Genomic DNA, 14,766 nt, shown 5'->3' on the forward strand with positions numbered 1-14,766 from the left:
GCGTCCTTTTTAAAGAGTCTTAGCCCTTCAACCAGCGATCAACTTTTTGCTGGTCTTCAACTTTTAATTCAACCGTGGTCAATTCACTTTCACCCGCTTGCAGTTCAACTTGTAAAAGCTCATCACGACGGAATGCATGGACCGTAAATGTGCCTTGTTGTTTGGCATACTTGGCTAACAGCTTCTCGGAAGCCTTAACACCATCAATGGCAAGGATCACATCATTGGCAGACAAACCTGCTTGAGCGGCTGCGCTATCACGACGCACTTGCTGTACCACCACGCCTTCTGCTTTATCTACCCCTTTCAAGCCAAAAGCCAAAGCCTTGTCATGTTTAAGCGTATAACTCAATCCAAACTCTGGGAACAACTGATCCAGTGGTAATTCATCGGTGGTATTGATCAAGTGATTGATTTGCTCAATCCAGTTATCGCCTGTCAGTTCATGACATAATTCAAAAATAGTGCGTTCATTGACCTGAATACCCTGTTGGGTATTTTCGTATAAACGACGCATTAATGCATCCAGATTTGAACCACGCAAACGTAAACCCAAATCTAGACAAAGTGCCACTAAACTGCCTTTGTTATAGTAACTGGTGCCTGCATTATTGGAGTTTTCATCCTGACGATAGAACTTGATCCACGCATCAAAACTTGACTCTGAAACCGATTGAATCAAGCGACCCGGATTCTGCAAATAACGATCCAGCTGTGCTTTTAACAGATCTAGATAAGACTGCTGCGAAATCACACCGCTACGCAATAAAATCAGGTCATCATAATAAGAGGTAAAGCCCTCAAAAATCCACAATAAGCTGGTATAGCCCTCTTTATGTAAATCATAATGGGTAAAGTTTTCCGGGCGAATAAATTTAACTAACCAGGAATGGAAATACTCATGGCTACATAAACCCAAGAAACGTTGATAATCCTTAGATGGTTCTTCGGCTTCATCTGCTTTTGGTAAATCGTCGCGCGGTGTAATCAAGCTGGTGCTATTACAATGTTCCAGACCACCATAACTATTGCCGGTTGCCATGGTCATAAAGGTATAGTTCTGGAAGGGCGCTGAACCGAACATGTTGATTTCAGTTTGACAGATCTTTTGAATATCCGCCTCTAAACGACCCATATTGGTGGTGTGTTTCCCCGAAATCACAAACTCATGTGGAATCCCGTTTGCTTCAAAACTGAAACGGCTCTGCTCTGCCAGTTCAAACGGACTATCAATCAATTGATCATAATTGTCTGCTTTTAAGGTAAAACGCCCTTTGACCAGACTCTTGCTCGATAAACCCGTTGCAAGCTGAAAATGTTTTAATTCATCCGGTAGGAAAACCTCAACTTCACAAGCTGCCTGTTCCTGATCTTGCAGGCCCAAACAGACACAGGCTGGGTTAACGTACAAACGGCTCTGATCGACATAGGCACCACGTACAGATAGATCATAAGCATAAACGTCATATTCAACCGTAATCAGTTCATGATCGGTATTGAATAAACGCCAGCGATTTTTCTCGGTTTTTTTAATATTCAGTATACGCCCAGCTTCATCAGAGGCTTTCACCGACTCAATATGCTTGGAAAACTCCCGAATCAGATAGCTGCCAGGGATCCAGGTCGGTAACCACAACTCCTGATTAGGATTGGCAAGAAAACGTAGGGTGACATGAATCAGGTGTTGGCGATAATCGTCGAACTCAATTTGATAGTGCAACATAATTTCTAATCATGAAAATAGGAACGGTTTCACACAGCTTAGCATTTTTTTACAAAGTCATGCGCAGATGTCGTAATTGTCAGCAAAAGTTGCTGGATTCTTCAACAAAAAAGTCATAGCATTCTCCTCTCACATTTAAGGCCACCGGATCGGCAATACAAGGTATGCACGTGAAATTTCTCCTCTCTCTCTTTACGTTGTTCAGTCTCATCTGTGCAAATCTCGCCCATGCAAACTTGCTTAACATTGCACCTGAAACAGTTGAAGCTGAAGCATGGTCCATCATCGATGCCCAGTCTGGACAAATCATTGCTGAACACAACAGTCATGTACAACGCGCCCCAGCTTCACTCACCAAAATGATGGTGGCTTATATCGCATTAAAAGATATTGAAGCAGGTAAATTACGTAAAGAAGACGTTCTGACTGCAACACCTGTGGTGAGTACGGTAATGTGGGATGAATCACAAATGTATCTAAAAGCAGGTGAACAGATTTCTGTTGATCAGCTTTTAGCAGGTCTGATCGTGATGTCTGCCAATGATGCTGCGGTAACGCTTGCTGAAAAAATTTCTGGCAGCGTGCCACAATTTGTCGCCCGGATGAATCAGGAAGCCCAGGCATTGGGCATGAAGGATACCCATTTCAGCAATCCAGCTGGGATCACCATGACCGATCATTATTCAACAGCAGCTGATCTCAGCCTGTTAGCCAAGGCCATTGTGAAAGAAACGCCTGAATATCTGTATTATTCCAAAATGCCGAGCTTTAGCTACAATCAACGTTTCCACCATGCCACTAACCTTGCCTTGAAAATGGACCCTACCTCAGATGGTCTTAAAACAGGTTATACCAAGGCGGCAGGTTATAACCTTGCCCTGACAGCAGAACGTCCAACATTTAATCCGCATGTTGATAAACGTCGTCTGATTGTGGTGGTACTGGGAACGCCAAGTGCAGTCAAACGCGCGGAAGTAGCACATAAGTTAATGAACCTGGCCTATACCTATACCCGTGATGAGGAAGTCATTCCAAAACAAAAACTGATTGCAGAATTGCCTGTGATTAAATCAACCTTGAAAATGTTTAAGGTCGAAACGCAGCAACCGACCATCGTCACCACATCGTTATACGGTCAGGCAACACCCATCGACTTAAATACTTTTGATCTACTCACCCAACGCATTCATCTAACCGATGCCAATCAGCAAGTGACGACGGTTGAACCGTTACAAACCACCAATACCCGTATCAATATTGAATTGAATGAACAGCATTTGACTGCACCTTTGACGCAGGCCATGAATCTGGCGACGGTTTCGATTTACCAGAACAACCAGTTGATTCGCAGCTTACAGATTGAAAATGATGTGCAGATTGAAGAAGCCAATATTTTTCAGAAAATTATGCTCTGGTTCTCTAACCTGTTTTCATTCTTTTCGACCAGCGATAGCAAAACTGCCAAACTTTATCCTTTAAATCAAGGATAAAAAACCAACTTTTTTTATCAAGATTAAACATACATTATTGAAAAAAGGATGGCATAATCCAGCCATCCTTTCACAAAAATAATTAGGTTAATCATGAGCAAAACCTTACATCATATCGTGATTGTGGGCGGTGGCGCAGGTGGTTTGGAACTTGCGACACAGTTAGGTGAACGTTTTGGCAGACGAGAGAAAGCCAGAATTACCCTAGTCGATCAAAATCTCACACACATATGGAAACCGCTCCTCCACGAAATTGCAGCTGGCTCGCTAAACCCTCACGAAGAACAAACCAATTATTTTGCCCATGCAGAAAAACATCATTTTGAGTTCGTGCTCGGCACACTTGTTGATGTGAATAAAGATCAAAAACAAATTACCCTTTCTCCCCCGCAGCTTTCTAAAGAACATACGCCGCAGATTCAAACCCTCAGCTACGACACGCTCGTCTTGGCAGTCGGTTCTGTGTCCAATGACTTTGGTACCGAAGGTGTACGTGAACACTGTCATTTTCTGGATAGCCGTCAACAAGCCGATATTTTCCAGCAGGATTTATTTCACCTCTATATCGAGGCACAAAATCAGTCAAATGAACGGGCCTTGAATATTGGCATCGTCGGTGCTGGCGCAACGGGGGTGGAACTGGCAGCAGAACTGATTGAAACCGCCAAGAACTTCTATCGCTATGGATTAAAGAAAATTAATCCGAAGCAAGTCAAAATTACCCTCATTGAAGCCTCTGACCGTATCTTGCCTGCCCTGAATGAAAAAACGGCGGCGCATAGTGCCAAGCAGCTCAAGAAAATGGGGATTGAGATTCTGACTCAGCATAAAGTCCAGAAAGTCGAAGAAACCCAGGTCTACTTCAGTAATGGCAATGTCATTCACTCCGATATTACGGTGTGGGCCGCAGGTGTCAAAGCGCCGAAAGTTCTCGAGTCTTTGACTGATTTTAAACGGGATAAGATCAATCGCCTGATGGTGTACGCCACCCTGCAAACCTATTCTGATCCGAATGTATTTGCGTTTGGCGATTGTGCAAATTGTCAGTTAGATGCACGCCAGCCGCCGCTAGGTCCGCGTGCACAGGTAGCGAGTCAGCAAGCAACCTTCCTCGTCGATGCAATGGCTGCACGTTTATCCGGATCTCCACAACCGATGTTTACCTTTAATGACAAAGGTTCACTGGTTTCACTGAGTCGTAATCAGGCGGTAGGAGAATTGTTAGGTGATGTCAGCGTACAAGGCTTCATTGCCAAAACCATGTATGTTTCACTTTATCGGATGCATCAGGCCAATATTCATGGTTATACCCAAGCGGGCATGTTGACCATGAAAGATTTCCTGACGCGTCGTGTCCGTCCAAAAATTAAACTGTATTGAGTTGAAATTTGATATTTCGTCTCAATATTTAACTAAATCGTTTCAAAAAGTGGAAAATAGTCAACAAAAGCTGTTTTTCACTTTATGATATACAGTTAAAACTATTGATGACATGGATTTAAAACATGACTGCTATTGCAAATAACCACGTGGTTTCATTCCACTACACTTTAACAAACGCTGAGGGTGAAACACTTGATCAATCTCAAGGTGAACCACTTGCATATTTGCACGGCGCGGGCAACATCATTCCTGGTTTAGAAAATGCACTTACAGGTAAAACTGTAGGCGAAAAATTCACTGTAAACGTTCCAGCTGCTGAAGGTTATGGCGAATATAACCCTGAACTTGTTCAAGAAGTTCCGGCGCAAATGTTCCAAGGCGTGGACAACATCCAGCCTGGTATGCAATTCCAAGCACAAACTGATGACGGCGTACAAATCGTAACTGTTAAAGCGATTGAAGGAGACAACATCATCGTTGATGCAAACTTCCCGCTTGCTGGTCAAGACCTTACTTTCGAAGTAGAAATCGTTGAAATCCGTGATGCTTCTCAAGAAGAATTAGATCACGGTCACGTTCACGGTGCAGGTGGTCACCACCACTAATTCATTTTTGAATTAGATGAAAAAAGCAAAGCTCCGGCTTTGCTTTTTTATTGGCCCTACTTTTATAAAATCAGAAAATCGCTTATGGTCATGTCAATTTCTTTAAAATAAACAGAATTATGTCGACTGCTTATCAACTGCTCTGGTTTCGTCAGGACTTGAGAATTCAGGACCATGCCGCACTCTGGCATGCCACCCAAGCTGGCCCTACCATCGCCGTTGTGATTTTATCGCCTGAACAGTGGCAATTACACGATGATGCCCCGATTAAAATTGACTTTTATCTTCGACAACTGCAAAGCTTAAAACACCAACTTGCAAGTCTGAATATACCACTACTGGTTCACAGCATTTCACTCTGGAAAGATATACCTGAGTATTTCGCAACGCTTATACAGCAACTGCCGATTCAACATGTATATGCCAATATTGAACTGGGTGTAAATGAATTAAAACGCGATCAGGCTGTACAGAAACTTTTAAATCAGCAAGACAAGGAATTGATGCTTTTTCATGATCGTACCCTGTTTCCTGTTGGCTCGATCCGTAACCAGTCCAACCTGCCTTATCAAGTATTTGGTGCGTTTAAAAAGACCTGTTATCAGCGTTTACAGCCTGCTCTACCACAATGTTATCCAATACCAGCTCCTCAACAAGCGTTAACGGATTTAAAGCTGATCTCATCAACCGATATCAAGTCACTACAACTTGAATATCAAAAACACATCCAGCACCCCCATGATCACGAATGGCAGGTCGGCGAAGCCTATGCCTTGCAACAGCTCGACCAGTTTATTGAGGAACAGCTCAGTGACTATAAAATTGCACGCGATTTTCCTGCACGCGCGGGTACCAGTCAGCTTTCGGCTTATTTAAATATCGGTATCATTTCGATACGCCAGTGTCTGCAAGCCCTGTTCAGAGCACAGCAAGACCATTTTGATCTTCAATCCGATGCCCAGCAAAGCTGGCTGGATGAACTGTTATGGCGGGAATTTTATCAGCATATCCTGTTTGATTTTCCGCGTGTCTCACGGCATTTACCCTTTAAGCAATCAACGCAGAATATCCCTTGGCGCGATGATCCCGTCGCTTTACAACAATGGCAGCAAGGTCAGACTGGCATTCCAATCATTGATGCGGGTATGCGTCAAATGTTGGCAACTGGCTGGATGCATAATCGGGTACGGATGATTTGTGCCATGTTTCTGAGCAAAAACCTGCTGATTGACTGGCGTAAAGGTGAGCAATGGTTTATGCAGCATCTGGTGGATGGCGATCTGGCAGCCAATAACGGTGGTTGGCAATGGTGTGCATCGACCGGTACAGATTCCGTCCCTTATTTCCGTATCTTTAACCCGGTGAGCCAATCACAGAAGTTTGATCCTGAGGGTGAGTATATTCGGAAATGGCTGCCCGAGCTGGCCCAACTTGATAAAAAAACCATCCATGAACCCTATGCAAAAAAGCCCTCTTTGGCGCTGGATTATCCCCATCCCATCGTTGATTTAAAGCTCAGCCGTGCCCGTGCCATCGAGGTATTCAAAACGTATTTATCCTAGTTACATAAAATAAAATTTATTTGAAATACAAAGCTTTTCTTCGTTCCTTTGAATAGACTATATTGTATGTTACTGTTTATAAAATTATTTTACACAATCCCTAACAGAAAATTTATCGTCATAGCCGTAAAATAATGATACCTTGATCACAAAATACATTTATTAAAACTAAAAATATTATGCAGAAAAATCCGGCTTCAGCACTCGTCTTGTGGATTATCTCAGCCCATGTTTTTATGGGCATCGTCGCGTATGAGTGGTTACCGGCAAGTTATCGTGGCAGTTGGGTTTTCCTGCTCATCCTGTTAATCGCAGGTGCCTTTGTAAATGTCGGTCTGGCCATCATTCTGGGATTAATTACCTTTATTGGCGTTGCTGTTTATTTCCTGCTTGACCTGGCCAATCAAACCTATGTGGAACGTCAACTGCTGTTGCTGTTTGTGCTGCCGATTACCCCGATTTTTTTAAGTGCCATTCGTCACAACATTCAGAATGCGCTCAAGACCTTCCGAGCCATTCAAAGTTATGATCGTAATTATCAACACGATATCTTGCCACTGACGGCCTTGAAACATTTTCAGGGCGAGTTAAAGAAGTTGCTTAAACTTACGCAGAAGGATCATTACAAGGTTATTACCACTCAGATCAATAATACGGTGCTGATCCGGGAAATGCTGGGTGAAGATATCTGGAAAGAAACGCAGAACAAGATCATGGCGATTCTTTCCACCGAAAGAGACAGCGTCATTTATCATTTTATCAATGAAGAGCTGAGCCAGATCAAAAGTATCGTCATTCATGAACCGATGATTGAGGAAAATCAGGTCTATCCTGTATTTATCCAGCAACTTCAAGATATGTCGGTATTAAAGCTTAAAATTGAACAACACACTGAATATCTGCGCCCTCAAGATCAAGAGGTGCCTTAATGTCCGTACTGCTTAATATTTGTGGTTTGCTGGTGACCACCGCAAATTATCCAGATACCACCTTGCAACAGTTTTATCAGCAGTACTATCACTGCTCGATCCAGCCTGCACAAAATCAGCTCAACCCTCAGACCCAACTTCCCAGAACGATCGCAGGTTTTTTCCCGCAACCCTCGACCTGGTGGCCAGTGTTTACCTCCGATCAGGTAGAATCGGAAAGTTTTAAACAACTGATGGAGAAAGGGATCAAACCGGGCATCATCCTGCCCAATGAATATTTTAGTGCAGTTAAATATTATAAAATCAAAAAGGCAGTCAATGAGGGCGCGATTCCGGTCGCCTTCTATCAAATGCAGCATTCCAAGTATTTTGCCGCCAAAGCTACCTTTTCAACGGCACTTGGACTTCGGCCCCTCGCTGCCCTGATTGAAACAGGCTGGGATGAAAACCTGATTTCGCAACCAGCGGGCAGTTATCTGATTCAATCCGATAGCCCCAATGAACTTCGAATTCCTGCACGTAAAATTCAGCAGCATCAACATTATTTTTATCAGGTGATCAAGGATCCTTCACAAGCTTCGGGTTATCAGGTGGTAATCAATCCCCCAACCGACATGCCGGTAGATAATATTGAATATCCGCATCTGGGCATCTCCTGGGACATTAACAATATTCAATACACCAGCACTATCGACGGTGTAGAAACCAATATTTTTGGTTATTTACTGATTGCCTTGAGTACGGTCGTGATTCCGCTGGATTATATCTATTCCGCGCATTATCCAAGCCTGCTCAGCACCTTTGGTAGCTCTATTTCCTGGATTTCCTTACTGCTTGGCGGCGGATTACTGCTGATCCTGATCATTTCCATCATTCGCAGGAGAAGAATAAATGCCCGCAATTGATATTCTTTTCCTGTTCGGCTTTCTGGGCATCTGGATTCCTCAGGCCTTTTGGGCATGGCTCAGTTATCAGGCCTGGAAATATTCTAAAAATGCTGCCAAAGAACTGGAAAACATGCCTGTGCCGGAGCATTGGCCAGTATTAAGCGTATTAATTCCCGCCTATAACGAAGGTGTGGTCATTGAAGATACCTTGCATGCAATTGCACAACAGGATTATCCAGCGCATGCCTATGAGGTCTTACTGATCAATGACGGTTCTAAAGACAATACTTTAGAAATTGCCGAGCGTATGGCAGCGATTTATCCCTGCATTAAAATCGTCAATGTACCGAAAGGCATGGGCGGTAAAGGCAAATCCCGCACCTTGAATAATGGCCTGCCGCATGCCAAAGGTGAATTAATCGTGGTCTATGATGCAGATAGTACCCCTGAGCCGGACTGTGTACGTTTATTGGCACAGACCTTATTGGCAGATAAAAAACTGGTTGCCGTCAACGGTAAAGTACGTACCCGTAACTGGCGTGACAGTATCCTGACCCGATTCATTGCCATTGAGTTTATCTTCTTCCAATGGATTTTTCAGGGAGGACGCTGGCAACGTTTCGAACTTTCTACCCTGATGGGAACCAATTATGTGATCTGGCGGGATGCACTGGAAACCCTGGGTGGCTTCGATGAAAAATCTCTGGTCGATGATACCGAAATGAGTTTCCGGATTTTTCTGGGTCAACGTCGGATTAAATGGGTACCCTACGCCGTTGGCTGGCAGCAGGATCCGCCATCCTTAAGTGTCTTTGTCAAGCAACGCTCGCGTTGGACCCAAGGAAACTTCTATGTTACCAGCAAATATTTACCGATTGCGCTAAGAAAACCGTTCCCGATCGGAATCGAAATTTTTAACAATATTATGTGTTATGTCCTGTTTGTGCCGGCCCTGATCTGGAGTCACATTACTTTAACCCTCGGTTTACTGGGTATTGCCGGGATTACCGTTCCTGGCCCGTTTACCCTGCTTTGGGGCTTATCGTTCTGTCTGTATGTCGCACAAATGTGGTTTACCCTATCTCTGGAAAGAGCTCAACCTCAACTCTATTTCTTCTCGGTTTTATCGTATATCACCTATTCACAGGTGTTTCTGTTTATCGTGTTCAAAGCGGCCTATGACATGCTGAAAAATAAGATACAGGGAAACTCACTACAATGGTACAAAACTGAGCGCAGCAAGGAGAAAAAATAAATGAAAAAGAAGCCATTACATCAACAGATTTTTAAAATACTGGTCGCAAGTGCCGCGATCTCCTTGCCGGGGTTAAGCTTCGCCGACACGATAAACACCTGGACATTTGATAATATCAATACCTCCAATAAGTACACCATTGAACCGCATTTCTTTTATGTGGGCAAAGGCTCGGAGTGGCAGAATATTCAGTTTAGCAGTGAATATTCGACCGAACATTTCACCACTTTGCTGGTGAAATATGATGACAAGCTGATTTATAACACCACCTTGAATGGTGATGGGACGCTGAACTTTAATATTCCAGCGACCAAGAGTGGCTTTCACCGTCTAGATTTCATCTTGCAACAATATTCGCCACCGACCTCGCCTGCAGCTGATCGAACCACCTTCTGTAGTGAAGATGTGGATCAGGTCACCTATCTTAGCAATTCCAAGATTGATTATTCCCGCCACCGACCTATTTATCGTTTAAAAGATTTACCTGATGCCTTATTTAACCCGCAGGTGGTCCGTCCAACACCTTTTGTCGGGGTATTAAAATACAATCAGGCCAATCTCAATGAAGCCTCGATGCTGGGGCGTTTAATCAGTGCCTGGAGCTCAGTTACCCCGATCCAGTGGTATGAAAAGAATGCGCCAGAGAATCAGCCAGCTAACTTTTTTATTGAAATTGCAAAGTCTGCAACGCCTTTGCCGAATGGCACCCTGGTACAGATCAGTGCCGAGAATGAGGTCCCGACTTTACGTATTCAATATGATAATCCAGAAAAACTGGTCTCTGCCATCAATGGCCTATTAAATCCAAATTATTTACAGCAACTGGATACCTCTTCCACGACGCTACCCAACAAGCTGGCCGCACCGTCTTGGGCCAGAATTAAACAGATCAAATCCCTTGCCGATTTGGGCATCAGCGATTTCCGACTCAATCAGGCAGAAAAGAACCTGTTCTTAAACTTCCCTGCGGTTTGGCAACCCACCGATATTTTGCAAGGACAAATCGCCTTGCGCGTGCAGAGTGGTTTACTAGAGGGCTCAAATATTACCACCTGGATTGATGGCGGTCTGGCCGGTAGCTTAAAAACTGCTGAACTGGATTCAGATCCGGTCAACCGGCAATTTAACTATTTTGCCAAAACCATTTCCAACAATACCAACTTCAGCATGAAGCTAGAAAACTCGGTGATTGTAAACTCGCAATGTTTGCCTTCAGCCAAAGGCTCACTCTGGATTGATACACAAAAATCGACCGTAAAACTGCCGCATAAAATCAAAAACGGTGTCGCTTCGCTTTCAATGAGTTTTGCCACCCATCCTACCATTGCGATTGATGGCAATTCGGGCAGTCTGGAAATTGCCATGACCATGAGTCAGGTGGCGAAAAAGATGCTGATGACCAATGATCCGATTCCATTAAATCTGGTCAAGTTTGATCCAGCCAAACCTGAGCTTCTCAATGTACAGGTCAACCCGAATATCTACCGTCAGCAAGTTTTGATGCATAAAGATATTCTGTACGCGCCCGCCACTGCACGCGGTTTTCTGGTCAGTTTCCATGAGCAACGTTTTGATGTGATTACCGACTCGATTGAAGGTGCGCAGAACTTCAGCAAGCTCTGGGATAAGATTCAAACCAACATCCCGAATAATGCCAGCAAAATATTGGTGGCAGAAAACGGACAAGTATTTATCTTACAAAAAATTATTGTCGGTAATCAGAAAGCGCCTCTGGTTCAGCAATCATCATTCTTTATCTTGGTGGTAATAATCTCTGCTATCATGATTCTGGCAATTTTGCTCTGGTACTGGCGTAAACGACCGAATGCTAAAAATAAGGCAGATTAAATCTAAACTTTTAAAAACGATTACCTTATCAGCCTTAATCAGTTTAGGAGGTTGCATGCATCTGTTTCAGGCAGATGTGCAGCCTCCCCAAATTGAGGGAATATTCTGGCAACCCGATCTGGCCACAGCTTCCCCCTCAGGCAACTGGAATTTACTTGGCGTTTCCACCTTTGTACCGCAATGGTCAACGGTGCAATCCAAAGCCTGGTTCGATCATGACATGGGCTTTGAAAAGTGGGACAAAACACTTAACTTAAAACAGCTCAACCAGCAGCCGTGGTCTCAACATATTATTTTGGGGCTAGCAGGCGAATATGATGAAAAACTTGCCCGCTCCAATGTGCTGCAACTGGCAGAAAGTTCGAAACAGATCATTGAACAAACCCGGTCCGTTCCTCTAAAAGGTTATTATTTTCCAGTTGAGGCTGATCCGACCTGGCTCGGTGTCGGTATGTTGGCACAGGCGATCAGTAGCTTGCCCAAACCGGTCTGGGTCAGTATCTACAGTGCTGAACAATCTCCTGAACATCTGGATGTATGGCTAAAAAGCTGGTTACCGCACAATACCCATGTATTTTTTCAAGATGGCGTCGGTGTCGGAACGCGTTCGCCCCAGCAAGCAAAAATGATTCTAGAAAATCTTCAGAAAGAGTTTGGTAAGGATAAGGTGGTGATTGTTTTGGAAGCTTTCCGTCCAGCAAAATCAGGCCAGTTCCGCTCAGCTTATCCATGGGAAGTGGTGGAACAGCTTAAGGCCTATGAAGGACAGAAAGTGTATATTTTTGACGGTCCGCATTATATGAACCGTATGACTGTTTATGCCGTGGCATTATGGTACAAACTGAAATACGGCTCTAGCGGATAACTATATTACAAACGCGCGCGATTAGAAGCTCTTATAAAACACCAGTTCCGTGCGCGTATTATTATAGCGATCCGTTCCATCAGCTAATGCATCTTTGAAATAATGCCCATATAAGCGCTCAACGCGTAGTTTTACCGGCACATAGTTAAATGGCTGCCAGGCAACACCCGCACCATATTCAAATAAGTTATTGTAATTTTCACCTTCCGAATCCGCTAAAGTATGTAGCTTGCCATAGGCCTGTACAGTTCCCGCTTCTCCACGATAGAGATTAAAACCCGAACGTAATCTCAGATCGGCAATAACGTTATAGTCTTCTCGTGAGTAACTCGCGACATTACCATATAAATCAGTGAAATAATCATTCCAGACGGTACGTTGATCAACCGCAGGATTGGCATACCATTCCTGATATCCCGTTACACCACCGACCACACTTTCACGGAACTTATCCCGATTACGATCAATCAGATCATAACTCCCGCCGACCTCCAAATAGGCACGCACAGGAATCGATTGCCACGGCTGATAATTTGCACCAACACCGACGGTTACTGCATTTTCGTCAATAATCTCGGGACGTACCCCGCCTTTGGATTTGGTATCACGGTTCAGGTTTACAAAGCCATACACCTGTGCCCGACCATTATCCAGATTTTTACCATAGCGCATTTTCAATGGGAAAATGAAATCGTCATAACGCGATTCATAAGAAGGCGCAAAGTAGACATCTTTAAAGGTGGATGGGACGGCTGAAGCACTCAGATTCTGGACTGCTTGCTGAGCCTTGCTTGCCATTTCCGGATCAGATGAAGCCGATAAATCTTTAAAGATCACCAAGGCTTCTTTATTTCTTTTTTGCTGGTTGAGTAAATAGGCTTCCTGTAGTTTCAGCTGTTCATCCTGCGGTGCAAGCTGCTCGGCTTTACGTACACTCTGGATGGCTTCATTTTGCTTGTTCAAACGGATTTGCAGATAGGTCAGGCTTTTCCAGACTTTAAGGTCTTGTGGGGTAAGTTGCCCCAATTCAAGCAGGATTTTTTCAGCTTCTTCCGGCTGGCTTTGTTCAAGCTTGTAAAACTTGTCCCAACGGTCATAAATCGGATTGCCCGGTTTATAGGCCGCATCCCCTTCCTTCACAAATTCAGGCTCGGCACTCAGTACCTGTTGTATAGGCAAGATTAGCCCCAAAATGAATAGTGTATGACTCAGCAGCTTATTTTTGGAATTGTTCATCGCAAATCTCAACTAAAAATACTCACAACAGGGCCTATGGCAAGAAGGGCTTATTCGCATTTAAAATGTTAAATTGTTCACATATGATAACCAAATCATCGTTATGCTATCGTTAAAATAAGTTAATTTATAATAGATTAAGTTTATGAAACAACAATAGAATTTTACAGACAATTGAGCCCTTATAAAACCAGGCCTGAACAGATTAAATAAATTTAAACGAGTAGGATTATGTCTTTTTCACATCATGCAGAACCTCATGTCATCCAACGATCAGGCTGGCTGCGTGCGGCTGTACTCGGTGCCAATGATGGCATCATTTCGGTGACCAGCCTGATTATGGGGATGGCAGCCAGTGGTGCCAGCTCGCATACCTTATTGATCACCTGTATCGCTGGGCTGATCTCTGGTGCGACCTCTATGGCGGCAGGCGAATATATTTCAGTCAAGTCCCAGGAAGATATTGAAAAATCCGACCTGCGTTTTGAGGCTCGAGAACTGGAAAACAACCCGCATGCCGAACTCAAGGAACTGACCCAGATTTATATCTCACGCGGTTTAAATCCGGAACTCGCACATGAAGTGGCCAGACAGCTGACCGAGCATGATGCGCTGGGTGCGCATGCACGGGATGAAATTGGCATCCATGAAAATACCGCTGCCAATCCTGTTCAGGCGGCACTTTCTTCTGCCGCCTCGTTCTCCTGTGGGGCGGCCTTACCGATGCTAGCGATCTTGCTCAGTCCAGACCGCTGGATTGCATCCGCTGTATTAATTACCGGGATTATTGCATTGGCACTCCTGGGTGCATTGTCCAGTTACTTTGCCCGCACTTCCCTGCTGAAAGGCAGTCTGCGGATTAGCTTATGGGGAATGCTGGCCATGGCATTTTCCAGCTGGGTCGGTTCCCTGTTTAATGTCACCCCGATTTAAACCGAAGATGTTGACCTATTGAAAATAGTACCTATATTCAATAATTAAAT

At 44.1% G+C, this 14,766-nt stretch carries 12 protein-coding genes; 10 read left to right on the plus strand and 2 right to left on the minus strand.

Annotation, left to right across the window (positions count from 1 at the left end):
• Positions 1 to 19 precede the first annotated feature (19 nt).
• A complete protein-coding gene (locus tag J699_RS04800; protein WP_032870413.1) occupies positions 20 to 1,723 on the minus strand; it encodes a M61 family metallopeptidase in 1,704 nt (567 codons plus the stop codon).
• Between the two features lie 170 nt (positions 1,724 to 1,893).
• On the opposite strand from J699_RS04800, the gene J699_RS04795 reads away from it, so the two are divergent.
• The 9 genes from J699_RS04795 (at position 1,894) to J699_RS04755 (ending at position 12,547) form a co-directional block, all read left to right on the plus strand.
• The gene (locus J699_RS04795) at positions 1,894 to 3,213 is read left to right on the plus strand and encodes a D-alanyl-D-alanine carboxypeptidase PBP6B (protein WP_032870412.1); all 1,320 of its coding nucleotides are present in this window, start codon (positions 1,894 to 1,896) and stop codon (positions 3,211 to 3,213) included.
• Between the two features lie 93 nt (positions 3,214 to 3,306).
• Positions 3,307 to 4,593: an NAD(P)/FAD-dependent oxidoreductase gene (locus J699_RS04790; protein ID WP_032870409.1), complete on the plus strand. Its 1,287-nt coding sequence runs from the start codon at positions 3,307 to 3,309 to the stop codon at positions 4,591 to 4,593.
• Positions 4,594 to 4,718: 125 nt separating this feature from the next.
• Complete coding sequence (locus tag J699_RS04785; RefSeq protein WP_004770302.1) at positions 4,719 to 5,201, plus strand: FKBP-type peptidyl-prolyl cis-trans isomerase; 483 nt, start codon at positions 4,719 to 4,721, stop codon at positions 5,199 to 5,201.
• 119 nt (positions 5,202 to 5,320) lie between these two features.
• Positions 5,321 to 6,763: a cryptochrome/photolyase family protein gene (locus tag J699_RS04780; protein WP_032882925.1), complete on the plus strand. Its 1,443-nt coding sequence runs from the start codon at positions 5,321 to 5,323 to the stop codon at positions 6,761 to 6,763.
• A gap of 179 nt (positions 6,764 to 6,942) precedes the next feature.
• Positions 6,943 to 7,692: a hypothetical protein gene (locus J699_RS04775; protein WP_032882926.1), complete on the plus strand. Its 750-nt coding sequence runs from the start codon at positions 6,943 to 6,945 to the stop codon at positions 7,690 to 7,692.
• On the plus strand, positions 7,692 to 8,597 hold the full coding sequence (locus J699_RS04770) for a hypothetical protein (RefSeq protein ID WP_005231783.1): 906 nt from the start codon (positions 7,692 to 7,694) through the stop codon (positions 8,595 to 8,597). Before J699_RS04775 ends, J699_RS04770 begins: the two co-directional genes overlap by 1 nt.
• Positions 8,584 to 9,834: a glycosyltransferase family 2 protein gene (locus tag J699_RS04765; protein WP_005231784.1), complete on the plus strand. Its 1,251-nt coding sequence runs from the start codon at positions 8,584 to 8,586 to the stop codon at positions 9,832 to 9,834. Before J699_RS04770 ends, J699_RS04765 begins: the two co-directional genes overlap by 14 nt.
• The gene (locus J699_RS04760) at positions 9,835 to 11,682 is read left to right on the plus strand and encodes a hypothetical protein (RefSeq protein WP_032870400.1); all 1,848 of its coding nucleotides are present in this window, start codon (positions 9,835 to 9,837) and stop codon (positions 11,680 to 11,682) included.
• Complete coding sequence (locus J699_RS04755; RefSeq protein ID WP_165569314.1) at positions 11,660 to 12,547, plus strand: hypothetical protein; 888 nt, start codon at positions 11,660 to 11,662, stop codon at positions 12,545 to 12,547. The genes J699_RS04760 and J699_RS04755 overlap by 23 nt, the downstream gene beginning before the upstream one ends.
• Before the next feature lie 21 nt (positions 12,548 to 12,568).
• Here the strand turns inward: J699_RS04755 and J699_RS04750 are convergent, their stop codons facing one another.
• Positions 12,569 to 13,783, minus strand: a complete 1,215-nt coding sequence (locus tag J699_RS04750) for a tetratricopeptide repeat protein (RefSeq protein WP_032870395.1) — start codon at positions 13,781 to 13,783, stop codon at positions 12,569 to 12,571.
• A 231-nt stretch (positions 13,784 to 14,014) separates the two neighbouring features.
• Between J699_RS04750 and J699_RS04745 the strand changes: the two genes are divergently transcribed.
• Positions 14,015 to 14,716: a VIT1/CCC1 transporter family protein gene (locus J699_RS04745; RefSeq protein WP_005288229.1), complete on the plus strand. Its 702-nt coding sequence runs from the start codon at positions 14,015 to 14,017 to the stop codon at positions 14,714 to 14,716.
• Positions 14,717 to 14,766 lie beyond the last annotated feature (50 nt).

The sequence above is a fragment of the Acinetobacter sp. 1000160 genome, from assembly GCF_000588715.1.
Classification (GTDB): Bacteria; Pseudomonadota; Gammaproteobacteria; order Pseudomonadales; family Moraxellaceae; genus Acinetobacter; species Acinetobacter courvalinii.